General features: G+C 27.6%; 13 protein-coding genes. 6 read left to right on the top strand and 7 right to left on the bottom strand.

Going from position 1 to position 15,784, the window contains the following annotated elements:
- Positions 1-114: 114 nt before the first annotated feature.
- The 6 genes from serS (at position 115) to MCOLE_RS00085 (ending at position 7,323) form a co-directional block, all read left to right on the top strand.
- Positions 115-1,383 (top strand): serine--tRNA ligase, encoded by a 1,269-nt coding sequence (gene serS / locus MCOLE_RS00105; RefSeq protein WP_100670391.1) that lies wholly within the window; start codon positions 115-117, stop codon positions 1,381-1,383.
- Positions 1,384-1,479: 96 nt separating this feature from the next.
- Positions 1,480-3,072, top strand: coding sequence for an APC family permease (locus MCOLE_RS00100; protein ID WP_100670389.1), 1,593 nt, complete (start codon positions 1,480-1,482; stop codon positions 3,070-3,072).
- Positions 3,073-3,150: 78 nt separating this feature from the next.
- Entirely contained in the window at positions 3,151-4,716 is a 1,566-nt protein-coding gene (locus MCOLE_RS00095) for a YfcC family protein (RefSeq protein ID WP_100670387.1), read from the top strand.
- Between the two features lie 71 nt (positions 4,717-4,787).
- The gene (gene mnmE, locus MCOLE_RS00090; protein WP_100670385.1) at positions 4,788-6,146 is read left to right on the top strand and encodes a tRNA uridine-5-carboxymethylaminomethyl(34) synthesis GTPase MnmE; all 1,359 of its coding nucleotides are present in this window, start codon (positions 4,788-4,790) and stop codon (positions 6,144-6,146) included.
- A gap of 109 nt (positions 6,147-6,255) precedes the next feature.
- A complete protein-coding gene (locus MCOLE_RS03800; RefSeq protein ID WP_279627051.1) occupies positions 6,256-6,378 on the top strand; it encodes a hypothetical protein in 123 nt (40 codons plus the stop codon).
- A gap of 9 nt (positions 6,379-6,387) precedes the next feature.
- Positions 6,388-7,323, top strand: coding sequence for an IS3 family transposase (locus MCOLE_RS00085; RefSeq protein ID WP_100670383.1), 936 nt, complete (start codon positions 6,388-6,390; stop codon positions 7,321-7,323).
- Between the two features lie 58 nt (positions 7,324-7,381).
- Here MCOLE_RS00085 and MCOLE_RS00080 read toward each other — a convergent pair whose 3' ends face one another.
- From MCOLE_RS00080 to MCOLE_RS03640, 7 genes are all read right to left on the bottom strand, one after another.
- Positions 7,382-8,836: a glycoside hydrolase family 1 protein gene (locus tag MCOLE_RS00080; RefSeq protein WP_100670381.1), complete on the bottom strand. Its 1,455-nt coding sequence runs from the start codon at positions 8,834-8,836 to the stop codon at positions 7,382-7,384.
- Positions 8,837-8,857: 21 nt separating this feature from the next.
- The gene (locus MCOLE_RS00075) at positions 8,858-10,258 is read right to left on the bottom strand and encodes a glycoside hydrolase family 1 protein (RefSeq protein WP_100670379.1); all 1,401 of its coding nucleotides are present in this window, start codon (positions 10,256-10,258) and stop codon (positions 8,858-8,860) included.
- 214 nt (positions 10,259-10,472) lie between these two features.
- Entirely contained in the window at positions 10,473-10,892 is a 420-nt protein-coding gene (locus tag MCOLE_RS00070; protein ID WP_100670377.1) for an ROK family protein, read from the bottom strand.
- Entirely contained in the window at positions 10,870-11,043 is a 174-nt protein-coding gene (locus tag MCOLE_RS03645) for a hypothetical protein (protein ID WP_157844801.1), read from the bottom strand. The genes MCOLE_RS00070 and MCOLE_RS03645 overlap by 23 nt, the downstream gene beginning before the upstream one ends.
- 124 nt (positions 11,044-11,167) lie before the next feature.
- The gene (locus tag MCOLE_RS00065) at positions 11,168-13,810 is read right to left on the bottom strand and encodes a glucose PTS transporter subunit IIA (protein WP_100670375.1); all 2,643 of its coding nucleotides are present in this window, start codon (positions 13,808-13,810) and stop codon (positions 11,168-11,170) included.
- A 109-nt stretch (positions 13,811-13,919) separates the two neighbouring features.
- Positions 13,920-14,687 (bottom strand): MurR/RpiR family transcriptional regulator, encoded by a 768-nt coding sequence (locus tag MCOLE_RS00060; RefSeq protein WP_167373843.1) that lies wholly within the window; start codon positions 14,685-14,687, stop codon positions 13,920-13,922.
- A 652-nt stretch (positions 14,688-15,339) separates the two neighbouring features.
- Positions 15,340-15,489, bottom strand: a complete 150-nt coding sequence (locus tag MCOLE_RS03640) for a hypothetical protein (protein WP_157844800.1) — start codon at positions 15,487-15,489, stop codon at positions 15,340-15,342.
- Between the last annotated feature and the right edge of the window lie 295 nt (positions 15,490-15,784).

Raw genomic sequence — 15,784 nt, 5'->3', positions numbered from 1 at the left:
TATTTCTTTAATAAATAAACAATTATGTTTTCTCTGCGACAAGAATAGATTTTTTATATATGAATTTGTATTATAATTTTATATAGTAATCACTTAAGTGAACTTGGAGGAAAAATGTTAGACATAAATTTTATTGAAAGTAATTTAGTTAAAGTTAAAGAACAACTAAATAAAAGAAGCGGTGAGTACACATTAATTCTTGATGAAGCTGTTGAATTAAATATTCAAAGAAAATCAATTTTAAAAGAAGTAGAAAATTTAAAAGCAAATAAAAATAATTTATCAAAACAAGTTGGTGAATTAATGAGAAACAAGCACGTTGAAGAAGCTAACAAAATTAAAAATGATGTAGCATCTATTAATACAAAAATTGATACACTTGATGAAAAATTAAAAGAAGTTCAAGAAGAGTTAACAATTAAATTACAAAACATTCCTAACATCCCTAATGATGATATGCCTGTTGGTAATGACGACAATGATAATATTGAAGTTAGAGTTTGAGGAAATGAATTTGTTAAAAACCATGATACAGCTCACTGAGATATTGCAGATAAACTAAAATTAGTTGATTTTGAAGCAGGACCTAAACTAAGCGGTTCAAGATTTGTTGTTTATACTGGTTTAGGTGCTAAATTAGTTAGAAGTTTAGCAAACATTCTTTTAGACTTACACACAAGCAAGGGTTATAAAGAAATTACAGTTCCACTTCTTGTTAATCCGCAAGCTATGTATGGAACAGGACAATTACCAAAATTTAAAGAAGACGCATATATTACAACAAATGATCAATACTTAATTCCTACAGGAGAAGTTCCGTTAACTAATTTACATGCTGGTCAAATCTTAGATGCAAATCAATTGCCAATTCACTATACAACATATTCTCAATGTTTCAGACAAGAAGCAGGTAGTGCTGGTAGAGATACAAAAGGTTTAATTAGACTACACCAATTTAATAAGGTTGAATTAGTTAAATTAACTGATCAAGAATCAAGTGAAATTGAGTTACAAGCAATGGTTAAAGATGCAGAGGCTGTTCTTCAATTATTTAATTTACCATACCGTGTAGTTGAATTATGTACAGGAGATGTTGGGTTTAGTTCAACAAAAACTTATGATTTAGAAGTTTGATTTCCTGAGCAAAATAAATATCGTGAAATTTCAAGTTGTTCAAACTGTACAGATTTCCAAGCTAGAAATATGCAAACAAGATATCGCGACGCGAATGGGGAAGTAAAATTAGTTCATACATTAAACGGTTCTGGAGTTGCTATTGATAGATTAATTGCAGCAATTTTAGAGAATTATTGAGACGGTGAAAAATTAATTATTCCGACAGTACTTAAGCCATACTTTGGGAATCAAGAATTCATAAAATAAAAATCGCTTAACTGCGTTTTTTATTTTGTTTTTCACTTTTTGATTTTTTCCTTTACAATTATTTTTAAACACATAATCAAGTAGAAAGGTTAAAAAATGAACATTAAAAAAACTAAAACTAAAACGTTTGAATTTTTAACTCTTTTTGTAATGGTTATTGGAACTGTAATTGGTTCTGGTATATATATGAAAAACAGTGAATTATTAGATCAAACAAACAACCCAATTATTGCTTTAATTCTTTGATCATTTGTTGGAGTTATATGTATTATGTCAATGATTGTTTTTATTGAGATTTCTTCTTCAACAAAACATTTTGGAAATGGTACATTAGGTAATTGAGCAAAAATATTTATCAATAGAAAAACAGCATCATTTTTTTCAATTATGTATGGATGAGTTTATATTCCTAGTACACAAAGCGTATTTGTGGCTGGTGCTGTTAACTATCTGCTTTTAGCAATTGGTGCTCCAATTACACCTTATCAACAATTAATTATTTATTTATTAGTTGGATTTAGTATATTTATAACTTGTACGATTTTATCTATTTATAAAAGATTCATTAATAGAAGAATACAAATAATTGGGATTTTAATAAAATTTTTACCTCTACTAATAGCATTTATTGCAGGTTTTATTTTAATTGATAAAACTGGTGGAACAAGCGCAATGTGACCTACAGATCATAATAAATATGGTTGATCTCCTTTACTTTTCTTAGGTGGATTTGGTGGTATATTATTTGCATTTGATGGATATGTTTATATTGCTAATGCGCAGAAAACAGCTACACACAAAGATGTTGTTCCAAAAGCATTATTTGCTGGAATGATATTTGTTGCAATATTTTATGTATTAATGGCACTTTCATTATTTATGGGTTCACCAGACGGTTCAATTGTTAAGCTATTTGAAAAAATGTTGGGTGGAAAAGATAATAATGCTGCCAGAATTATTTCAAACTTAATTTTAATGACTATTTGTCTATTAGGTTCAAGCATATTTGTTGATATTGCTATTGTTGATTTAGCTTCTGATGCTAACAACAAAACTATTTATACAAAAAAAAGAAGTATGTCATACAAAGAAGCAGGAGTTATTCAATTGTTTATTTTCATGGTTGCTTATACTTTCTTAATAACTATCGGTATATGTACAACAAGAGACGGTTGAGATGGATTATCTTCAACTGCTGGGGTTGGAAAAGTTGATTCAATAGAAGCACTACTAAACAAACCTGCAGATTACATTAACTGATTTTCTTCAGGAACAAGTGCACTTGTATTCATAATGGTATTAGCTGTTATGATTGCTGGAGTTGTTAACAGATTTACCAAAAAAGTTAAAGTTGAGCAAACAAAGCTATTTATGATTTGTGGAATTATTTCTTCGTTCTTTATGACAATATTTATTTTCTTTGGAATCTTTGCTTTTATATGAGAACCTAAAAATATTGCTGATGGAAATTGAGAATTAACAAGTTCAGGAATGTGATTTTTAATTATTTTAGTAATTTCTTTAACAATCAATATTTTTGTTTTCTTAATTCAGGAATATAAATTTAAAAAAGATCCTTACGTAGATGGTTGAGATGGTGAAATCAATCCAGATGTAAAAGTTGAAGACAATTTAAGTATTATTGCAGATATTAAAACTTTAAAACAAAGAATTTTTAATAAAAAATAACACAATGAATGATTAATGAGCGCTTTAATGCTCATTTTTTTATATAATCTTTTTGCTTACTAAAAAGAAAGGAAAAAAATGAAAAACGATTTTAAAATAAGAAATCCTTTTAGAAAAAATAAAAGCATTCCTAATGAACAAGAAAAAAAACAATTTAAAATGCTTTCTGCTTTCACTATTCTTTTACTAATTATTGCTTTTATTATTTTCATAAGTTGAATTCTAAAATGAAGCGGTGTTAGTGTTGTTGACGACAAAAACAAATCACACGATATTGTTGCTTTAGGAATATTTGATTTGTTTATTGCTCCTATAAACGGTTTTGTCAGTGGTGCAGAAATTATTGTTTTCTTAGTTGCTTTAGGAGGTTTCTTAAATATTGTTATTTGCTCTAAAGCTTTAGAAGGATTTTCACAAAACATAACATCTGCACTTAAAGGGAAAGAAATATGAGCAATCATACCTTTAATGGTTTTCTTCTCTATAGTTGGTAGTGCTGAGGGTATGGCTGAAGAATCTTTAGGATTCTATATGATTTGTATCCCTTTAATGATGGCAGCTGGTTTTGATAAATTAACTGGATTTATGATTGTTTTACTTGGTGCTGGTGTTGGAGTAATGAACTCAACAGTTAATCCTTTTGCAATTGGGGTTGCTGTTGACACAATAAATAACTCTGGTGCTGGTATTGAGACCTCTGTTGGTGATGGTTTAGTTTGAAGACTTACATCTTGATTTGTTATGACAACTGCATCTATAATTTTTGTAATGTGATATTCATGAAGAGTTAAAATGAATCCTCAAAAATCAGTTGTTTTCAAAACAATGGAAGAAGATAAAAAATTCTTTTTAAATGAAGCAGCTGAAAAAATAGACATGAATTGAAAAAGAAAATTAACTTTAGTATTTTTTGGATTAACATTTATATTAATGATTTTCTATATGGTGGGTTGAGATAGTATTTTAGGTTATGATAACAAAACAAGCTTTGGGCCTTTTTATAAATTTGGAGAATGAATAAATACACACATTCCTTATTTATCAAGTCAAGCTGAAGGTTTTGGAAATGGTGGATTTATTGTTGTTTCAGCAATTTTCTTATTATCTTCAATTGTGCTTGGATTAGTTAACGGATTAGGCGAAGATGGTTTCTTAGATCAATTTATGACTGGAGCTAAAGATTTATTTGGAGTTTGTTTAGTTATTGCTGTTGCAGGTGGGATTGGCTGAGCACTTGAAAAATCACTTATACAACAATTAGTTGTTTCTGGTTTAGCTAGTTCAATTGGTGGAATTAATTCATCAATTGGTATTCTAATTATTCTATTTATATTATTTATTCCTCTTTCATTATTTATTCCCTCAACATCAGGGTTTGCTAGAGCAGTATTCCCATTACTAGGAGGGGTTCTTGCAAAAGACTCAGAAGTATTGGCTAGTGGTTCTATAACTGCCTTTTCTATGGCGAACGGATTCATAAATCTGTTTACACCAACATCTGGTATTATAATGGCTGCTATTGGTATTGCAAAAATAGATTACACAAAATTCTTTAAAGTTATGTGACCTATATTAGTTATTCTATTTGTACTTTCAATTGTTATGATTTCAATTGGTGGTGCTATTGGTGGAAATATAGCTTAATCAATTAGATTCTTCGGAATCTTTTTTTATTGCTAAAATAGTATAATAATTAATAAAGACAGGAGATCTACATGAACAATTTAAATCAAACTATAGTAGCACCAACAACTAATATATCAACACAAGCTATTTCTTTAATCAGAATTAGTGGTGATGACAGTTTTAACATTATTAATAAATTATTAAAAACAAAAATTAAAGAAGAAAAAAATGTTTGAGTTAGAAAAATGTTTGATGGTCAAGAGTTGGTTGATGAAGTTGTTATAACATCATTTGTTTCTCCTGCAAGTTTTACTGGTGAAAATGTAGTTGAAATCGCTTGTCATGGGGGTATTTTAAACACTCAGAGAATAATTAATTTAATTATCAAGAATGGTGCAAGAATGGCTAACAAAGGTGAATTTAGCCAAAGAGCTTTCTTAAATAATAAAATTGATTTAATTCAAGCAGAAGGAATTAATGACTTAATCTTTGCTAAGAATGAATTAGCTTTAAAAATTGGTGTTAACAATATGAGTGGTGCTCATAATCAAAGCATTATTAACTTAAAGGGGAATCTTTTAGATATTATTTCTAGAATCCAAGTTTCAATTGACTATCCTGATTATGATGATGTTGAGGGAAGCAGTATTCCTGAATTAACAAAAGCCTTATCTGACATAAATGAAGAAGTTAATAACTTATTAAAAAGATCAAAAATGGCTTTAAAAAATACCAATGGTATTAAGACAGCAATTGTTGGTAAAACAAATGTTGGTAAATCTTCTTTATTGAATGCATTACTAAATGAAGATAAAGCAATTGTTACAGATATTCATGGAACAACAAGAGATATTGTTACTGGAGAAATTAATTTAGAAAATATTAGCTTAAATTTAATTGATACTGCAGGTATTAGAGAAACAACAGATATTGTAGAAGGTCTTGGAATTGAAAAGTCATTAAAAATGATTGATGATGCAGAATTAATTTTATTTGTAGTCGATTATAAAGCAATTAATGACAAAGAAAATAAAATGATTTTTGATAAGTTAAAAGGTAAAAACCATATTTTGGTTTTTAATAAAAGTGAATTTATTAGCGAGGAAGAAAAAAATAAAATTAATAAAGAACAAACAAATTTTGTTTACACCAGTGCAATCAATAACGACATTGATAACTTAATTAAAAGAATTGAGGAAATGCACATAAATGAAGAGTTAATAAAAAATGATTCTTTAATACTTATTAATTTAGAACAAATTTCCCTTGTTGAGCAAGTTAAAGACAGACTAGAAAGATCACTAAGAGCAATTATTGATGGAATGCCAATTGATATTGTGAATGTTGATCTTCATGAAACATGAGATTATTTAAATCAATTAATTGGTGAACAATATGATGAAGAAATAATTGATAATATTTTTAAAAAATATTGTTTAGGTAAATAAAAAAGAGCTTTATTAATGAACATCTAAAATAAAATTGACAGAAAAAAGAACCTATCTTGATTCTGTTATAAAATTTTATTGAAAGGTGTTCTTTTATTATGGCTAAACAATGAACAAAAGATGAAATAGAGAATTGAAACATAACCCAGATAATTTAGAATGAGGTCATGGCTTACAATCAAAAATAAAAAGAAAGAAAAGTTTTAAATTAGTTGAACCAACTGATGAATAAATTAGCAAGATGTCAAGAACTGATTTGGAAGAATGATTGAGATTTCACATAGCTCTAAAAAAGCATTTGGCGAAGACAATTAAAGACAAGTTCTTCGCTATACATGAAATGTCAACAGATTATACTGTTGATTTTTTATGTCGTAAATTTAAGGTAACAAGGCAAGGATATTATTTATGGTTAAAAAATGGCAAACCTAAATATAAAAATTATAATCAAGATTTAGCAAGTTTGATTTTAGATACATACCTAAAATTTAAGTGCGTTTACGGTTACAAAATGATTTGCTTATTATTAAATAAATACAAGAAACTTAGTTTAAAGCCATGAGTTGTTTATAGACATATGAGAATACTTAATATTAAAGCAATTAGAAGGCACAAAAAACCTAAGTATGATAAATCAGGGGATTTACGCCATCCCAATTTATTAAAAAGAAATTTTAAAGCTACTCAGCTTAATGAAAAATGAGTAACTGATATAACATATATTAGAACAAAAGATGGAATGCGCTATTTATCAATTGTTAGAGATTTATATAACGGAGAAATTATAAATTGAAAAGTATCAAATCGACCTGATAATAATCTTTCTCATAGTAACTTAAAAAATGCTTGAATAATTGCAGGAATACCAAAAGGAGTAATAGTTCATTCTGATCAAGGATCAAACTATACTTCTTCTGAATGAGTTGAAATATGTAATGCACTTGAAATAAAAATATCAATGTCTAGAAGAGGAAATTCACCAGATAACGGAGCATGTGAAAGTTGATTTGGAACACTTAAAAATGAATGTATTTACACATATAAAATTGCTCAACTATCAGATAGAAATATTTATAAGATTATCAATAATTATATTGATTTTTACAATTATATTAGGCCAATAAGAAATCAAATAAAAACCCCATTCGAAATTCGAACAGGGTCTATTCAAATATAGAGGTTCTTTTTTCTGTCAATTTTAGTTGACAACCTCAATTAATGTGCTGTTTTTTATTTTATATTTCTTTTGTTTTCATAAAGTTTTGGAATCAGTAGAAAGATTTCTTTTTAAATCTATTTCCTGTTCCTTTATGGTAATCATCATAATCTACATAAATTAAACCATAACGTTTTGACATTTCATTTGATCCTGCACTAACAACATCAATTGGCGTTCACATTGTGTAACCAAATAAATTAACACCATCTTTAATAGCTTCACTCATTTGTTCAAAATGTTTACCTAAATATTCAATTCTGTAGTCATCTTCAACTGTGTTTTTCTCGTTTAAAGTTTCAAGAACACCCATACCATTTTCAGAAATGAATAATGGTAAATGATATCTATCCCACAATTGATTTAAACAATATCTTAAACCAAGTGGATCTATTTGTCATCCTCACTCAGTTGCAACTAAAAACGGATTTTTTCCCATTTTCATTAAGTTACCTTCAGTTAATTCAACTTCTTCTTTTGCTATTGTGCTAGACATGTAATAACTAAATGAAATAAATTCTACAGTATTGTTCTTTAGAATTTCATCATCACCATTTTCTTTAACAATACTTATTCCGTTTTCTTTGAAATATCTTTTTGAGTAACTTGGGTATTCACCAGTAGTCATTACATCATAATAAAAGAATTTTTTCATTTGTTCTTTTTGCTGGTTTTCTAATACATTTATAGGATTACAATCAAGTGCATATGTAGTAGCATCAGCTACCATGCAACCTACTTTTGTATTATTAAATTTTTTTGCATATTCTATAAATTTGGCTTGTGCAACAAGCTGGTTATGAAGGTCCTGATATGTTCCCGCCAATCTTTCAGCCAGACTTTTATCTTCTGTGCTGCCTTCTAATCCCATTGCAGAAAATAACACACCCAAATTTATTTCATTAAAAGGAAGCCAATATTTTACATATTCATGAAATTCATCAATTAAAGTTTTAGCATATTTGAAATACATATCGATAACTTTTCTATTTTTTCATCCACCATAATTTTGTGTTATAGAAAAAGGCATATCAAAATGATTAATAGTAACCATAACTTCTAATCCTTGCTTTTTACATTCTTCAAAAACACTTCTATAAAATTCTAGACCTCTTTTATTTGGTTCTGCTTCATCACCATTTGGAAATATTCTTGTTCAAGCAACTGACATTCTAAATATTTTCATACCCGCTTCTTTAAACAATGCTATGTCTTCTTTATATCTATGGTAAAAATCTATACCATATCTTTTAGGGTAATGTAAACCTTTTTTATTTTCAATTGAATCAATCAAATCTTGTGTTGTTAATTTTCTTGTTTGTGAAAGATCTTTTCTGTCCTTTAATTCAATGAATGGTATCATTTCCATTACTGAAAGTGATTTTCCATCAACATTGTATGCTCCCTCAATTTGGGTTGCGGCTGTTGCCCCACCCCATAAGAAATCATTCGGGAATTCTAGTTTTTTATTCATTTCTTTACTCCTTATTTATTATTAAATTTCTTCACCATTTGATGCAATTAATTTTTTGTATCAGTAGAAGCTATCTTTTTTAATTCTTTTCATATCTTTTAAGTCGAATTCATCTCTGTTTACATATACAAATCCATATCTCTTTGAAACACCTTCGTGTGTTGAAACTAAATCGATTGCACTTCATGGCATATAACCAATCATTTCTACACCATCTTCAATAGCAAGAGCCATTTGCTCTATGTGTTTTTGGTAATAATCAATTCTGTAGTCATCATGCACTTTGCCATCTTTTGTTAGAACATCTCTGGCACCAATACCATTTTCAGTAATCATAATAGGCAATTGATATCTGTCATAAACTTCTCTCAATGTATTTCTGAAGCCAATCGGATCTATTTCTCATCCAAATTGTGTTTTTTGAAGTTGATTATTTTTAACAGCTTCACCAAAACCAGGTATTGAAAGCCCAGTTTGCTGATCTTTATTATTTTTCTCCTTTTTGAAACTTTCATTTATTGGCATTTGAGCCGTCATAGTCGAATAATAGTTAAATGCTATAAAGTCAGGTTTTGAATTTTTTAACATTTTGTTTTCGTCCTCGGTTATAACAATTTCTAGGCCCATTTTTTTTAATCCATTCATGAATATTGAACTATAACCTCCTCTGCAAACAGCATCAAGGTAAACTCAATTTCTCACCATGTCTAAATTTAATTTGGCTAAGTAATCTTCTGGTTTATTTGAGTTTGAATAAACTGTTGAAATGTTTGGAGCAGGTCCTATTTTAGCATCTGGACACATCTTTCTACATAGAATGATTGACTTTGCTTGAGCTACATTTAAATGATGCATTAATTGTCAAGGGTTTACATTTTGACCAGGTGGAACAACACCAATAACTTGTGCTGCTAATGCAAACATATTAAGTTCATTAATTGTTAATCAGTACTTAATTTTAGAACCAAAATTTTCAAATAAAACTTTTGAATACTTTTCAAATAATTCAGTAAATGCGTTTGTACATGCACCACCAACCTCTTGGATAAAGTCTGGAGTATCGAAATGAAACATTGTAACAATTGGTTCTATTTTGTGTTTTAATAATTCATCAATTAAATTATTATAAAATTTTATTCCTTCATTATTTACATCGCCTTCTTTATTTTTTATAATTCTTGGCCATGATATAGAGAATCTATAAGATTTAAACCCCATTTCAGCCATTAGTGCAACATCTTCTTTTCAATTGTTGTAGTGATCAGATGCATGTTTAAAACCTGTTATACCTTTTGGGTAAGTGGGTTGTTCATCAAAACGATCCATTATTGAAGGAACTTTTCCGCCTTCGTTTATTGCGCCTTCAAATTGATATGCACTTGTAGATGCACCTCATAAAAATTCTTTTGGAAATTTATTCATAATTTTCTCCTTCTAATAAAGCTAGCATTCCATAACATGCTGCTTGATTTTGTAAATTTGAAATCTCAATTTTATTAGATATATCTAAATTTAATATTGTTCTAACAAAAGACTCTGCTCAATCATCAATATTTTTTTGCTACTATATCTTCATCAAAAAATAAATCTAAAAGCTTTATACCGTTAATGTTTTTTCCAGTTTGCATTTATATTTTTATAACATTCCGCCCATAGCCGTTTCTAAAGCAACTACCAAATCATTTTTACTTTTATTTATATTGGAAAATTGTTTTCCCAATTCACCAATTTTGTGTGTTTTAGACTTCATTATTTTTCTGTCAATTATTATGCCACACCCTAGTCCAGTACCAATTGATAAATAAACTAAATTATTAACATTTTCATGGTCACCAAAAATTATCTCACCATAAGCTGGTGCTTTGGCATCATTTTCTATTATTATATTTTTACATTTTAGGTGATCACCAAGGTATTTAACTATATCCAATCCATCATCAATGATGGCTCCATGTTCAATAATTTTTTTGTTTTTACTATCTATAACACCTGGCAAAGCAATACCTACTCTTAAATTTTCTTGTTCATTTTCACTATTTATTTTTAATAAAATCAATTATTAAATCTAAAACTTCTTTCAACTTAGTTGACATTGCAATAATATCACTTGATTTGTAAAATAACTGTTTTGAAACTAATTTATTTTTATTTTCAAACATAATACACTTTGTACTCATTCCGCCTATATCAAAGCAAAAATTTTTCATTTTAGTCCTTCCTTTATTTTTATTATCCTTATTTATAAAAGATAGTTTTTATTTATCTTTAATTTGAAAAATACTTTTATTATTAGAAAGTATTTTTTAAAAAAACACCTTAAAGGCGTTTTTCCTAGCTTAAATTTCTTTTTTTTGAGGCTTTAATGTTTTCTTTTTTATCATTAATAATTTTATCTAAATTAATTAACAAAGTTTTCGGTTCTAATAAATTGTAATTTATTTTTAGAGAGTTCAAATCATTGTTTAATTCAGGAATCAATTCATTCAACATTTTTTTATCAGCAAAATTAATATCTATTAATTTTTCTTCTATTGAATTTTGTTTATTGTTAACAAAATTTTCCAATTGACTAAAATTAATTAATTTATAAGCTTCAATTTTTAAGTTTTCTAATTCTTGCAATTTATCTTTAAAATTTATAGATTCTCATTTTAGTAAAAGTTTATTTGCTAATTCTTCATTATTATTTTTTAGAGCTTTTTTTCCTTTAACTAAAATTGAATTTTTCATTTTTTCTTCCTTTTCAATCAGTGATTGAATTTTTGTTTCAAATTTTAAATAATTTTGAATTTTTTTCTCTTCAGATTTAATCATTTTTTCATCATCATTTGAAATAAGTTTTAATACTTGTTTTAATTTAATACTAATTTCTTTTTCATCTTCTTTTGAAAAGTTATTTTCTAATTTGGAAATAGTAAATAATTTGGAAATAGTTTTTTTAACTAATTTTTTTTCTGATGGGCGTTCTTTATACATAAACATTGAAAGACCAATAGCCCCTCCAAATGATACTGCACATCCTAATAAGTAGAATAATCCATTTTCAACAGCAGAAATTTTACCTACTCCACCCATAACAGGATCAGAGAAAAATCCTATAGCTTCAAACACACCTAAACCTGAACTTGCTCTTTGGGTAACACCTAATACATTCATCAAGGCTCCAGCAACGAATGCCGCAATAACCCCCGCATATAATGGGCGTTTTTTAGGTAAGTTAATTCCATAAAGAATTGGTTCAGTTATGCCCAAGAAGCCTGCTGCAATCATTCCAACTCCTTGTTTTTTAAGCTGCGCATTTTGAGTTACAATAACAACACCAATAAGTGCTCCAACTTGAGCTCAAACAGATACAGAACCAGCTATACCAAAAATTGATTGACCACCATTATTGTTAAAATCAATAATAGAAATAATCGCAAGCATCATATGTAATCCAAAAATAACAGTTACTTGTCATAGACCAACAAATATACCAACACCTATTCCTAGCGGCATTTTTCCAACATAAAACATTAAAGATCCAAAAAGTGTTTCAAAAATGTTTCAAATTGGCAAGAATACAAAGAATGCTATTGGAATTACAATAATAAATATTAAGAAAGGTCTGAACATTAATTCTAATGTAATTGGTATTCATGACTTAATTCAATCATTTAATCTTTTTGCTAAGTATATGGCACCTATAATTACAAATATTTTTGTACTTAATCCTGTAATTATAACTTTTGAAATATTATCTAGCATTGGATTTCCAGTATTTAAATCTCCAAAATTTATAATAACTCATTGGAAGCCAAATCCTGCTTGTCCACCATCACCAAATAAGAAAGGTGAACACATTATAACTCCAAGAGCTATACCTAAAATATAATCAAATTTAAAATAATTAGCTGCACTTCAAGCAATCATTATTCCCATAAAATATTGACTTGTTTTTCCCGCTATAAATAATATTACTCAAAAAACACTTAAATCTTTATCAAATATTCATGTTTGAGCTGAACCTGCAACTTGTTGAGCAAATGATATATCTGGCATAACATTCAATTGAATTAAAATAGCTATTATTGCTTGGATTAAACCAGCTCCAACCATAACAGGAATTATTTTTACCATTATTCCAGAAAACATTGATAAAGCTTTTCTAAACAATGAAACTTTCTCAGTGTGTTCTCCATTTGATTGTGCAATTGAATTTGCAAAATCATTTTGTTTTAATATTTCATCTTTAACTTTATAAACATCTTGTCCTATAACAACTTGAAGTTCAGTTCCATTTCAAATGACACCTTTTACTACTTCAATTTTTTTTAATATTTTTTCATCAACTAAATCTTTATTTTTAATTGAAAAACGCAATCTTGTCATACAATTATAAGCTTCTGCATAGTTTTCTTTTCCACCAACAGCCTTATTTATTTCCCTTGATTGTTTTTCATATTTAGAAACGCCAGAAAAAAGTTCATGTGCGTCTATTTTTTTATTAACATTCTCCGTTTTTTCTTCTTTTAAAGTGTAATCAATAGAACAAATAAGTTCTCCTTGTTTTACTTTTCCTACTTTTAAATCTTTTATAAAAAAACTTTGAATGTTAGCTTGGTCAAAAACTATTGGTGTTTCTACTGATAACTTTAAGCCTTTTATTTTTTTAATATCTGCTTCGAACAGATCCTGACCAACCTTAACTCAGTCACCTACTTTGACTTTTGAATTAAATGGTTCACCATTTAAATTTACAGTATCCATACCACAATGTATAAGCACATTTAGACCTTGTATTTCCAACCCATATGCATGTTTGGTATCAAAAATCATTGAAACTTTTGCTTCATCAAAAATTGATTTAAAAACATTTGAACTTGGAATAATTAAAAAACCATCACCAAGCATTTTTTGTGCGAATGTTTTATCTGAGCAGTCTTCAATTTTCTTCACAATACCATCAACTGGAGCATAAATTTTTATTTCCATATTCTTAATTCCTTTCTAGAATATTTTCCAATATATTATTGCTCTGTTGCATTTTTTATTATATTTTTCTTTATTTTTACAAAATGGAAAGTAGTTTACTAAAAAACCACTAATTTGTGGTTTTTAATATCGCTTTATAAATTTCTAAAATTAACATATGTAAAGCTGTTGTTCTTATTACAAAATTTTGTCCAACTCCTTTTAAATTAACTTTTAGAATTTGGGAATTTTTTAAACTTAATTTTTGTGACTGCTTCTCGGAAGAAAAAATTAAAAATTTTTGATTCTTCATGTTTTTTTCTAGTAGGTTTAGTGTATCCATCAAACAATTATTATCTGGTCCCATAAAAAATACTATATTATAGCTAAAGTCGCCTAGTTTTTCTTGTTTACTGCTTTCATTTTTTCAAAATGGATTTAAATTGTGATTTAAAAAATATGGTCTAAAATTTAAATTAGATAAAACTTCATATAAAAATTTTGCTGATGATTTGGTTTGGTAAGAACTTAAAATGTTAATATCGCCAGCACTTAGTATATTTTCGCAAATAGTTTTAATATTTGAGTTATTCATACTTATTCAATTCAATATTGGACTAAATATTGTACCCTCGTTTTCAGTGTTCTGATTATTATAGAAGTCATCGATTTCATTTTTAAAATAAAATAAAAGCTCTCGATATCCAGAAAAGCCAAGATGCTTAGCGAATTTTGTCACTGTAGACTCACTAACAAAACATTCTTCCGCCAACTGTTTTTGCTTTTTAAACTCACCTTTTTTTACTGATTCTAAAAAATTGATTGATATAACTTTATACGCTGAATCAACATATTCTTTTGCAAGTATTTCCATTTTGTCTCATGCTGAATGACTCATAAATATCCTTTCGATTAATATAAATAAATTATAACACTACTTATTTTATTACTTTGATTATGCTTCACTAAATTTTGAAATGCTCATATTTTGTGATTTTTAAAGTTTGACTTAAAAATCACAAATTCATTATTAAATAGTTCAGCAAATTGTACTGTATTTTCGAAATATATTTTTTAAACGTTTTTTATTGAAAACTTTAAAGTGGCTTTTTGTACGATTTTTTCGGTTTTTAAATTACTAATTGAATGAGTATCACAAAGCAAATAGGTGTAAAAAAATATGTCTGTTATTTAATGAAACTTATAAACATTCATAAAGAAAAAGTCAAAGTTGCATAACTGCTTAAATCATTGTTCGAATAAGAATCTTAATATTTTTGAAATTAACTTTACCTCTTCTTTTAACAATTAAAAATGATGTAAATGTTGTTATTGAAGCAACAATATGCCCGGAAGGAAAATCACTATTTTATTATTGATCACTTCATATCACTGCTCGATCTGCAGCACTGTATTTTTTGAAACTTTCCCACTTGTTGAAATTCAGTTATAAAATTGTTAGAAAATTATTGGATGTAAATCAATATGCTCATCTGCTTCGTACTTGAGTGGGCTGCACCATATCTATGATTGATTAATGCATCCGCCATTTAAGGCTTAAATATATTATTTAAATTATTATTTGTTTTTTCTAATTCAGGACAAACTTTAAAATACTCATCAATATGTAATTTAGCAACTAAATGGTCTTGATAATTTCTAAAAATTAATCAGAATACAAATGATCTTTTTTTGTGCATGTAATACCAAAAAGATCATTATAGATTACTGAATAGTAAAATGGTCTCTGAAAACAAAAACAACAACATAGGTTAAAAATTAAAGTGGAAGCATCTGAATTGTGCGTATTCAATATTTATTAACTAATATGTCTACTCTTCTTGAAAAATCATTTCTAAAGTAAAATGTAGTCACTGAAAGAATTATAGTAATTAACAAAATTCAAACAGAAACAATTAACACTGGCTCGTCTCAAGTTGAAAGAGACTTCATTCAAACTAAATGTTTTGTATAAATTGTTTCAAACTAAACTGC

Source organism: Mesoplasma coleopterae, assembly GCF_002804245.1.
GTDB lineage: Bacteria > Bacillota_I > Bacilli_A > Mycoplasmatales > Mycoplasmataceae > Mesoplasma > Mesoplasma coleopterae.
Note: the sequence above shows the minus strand (reverse complement) of the source record. Positions and strands in the feature narration are given on the sequence as shown.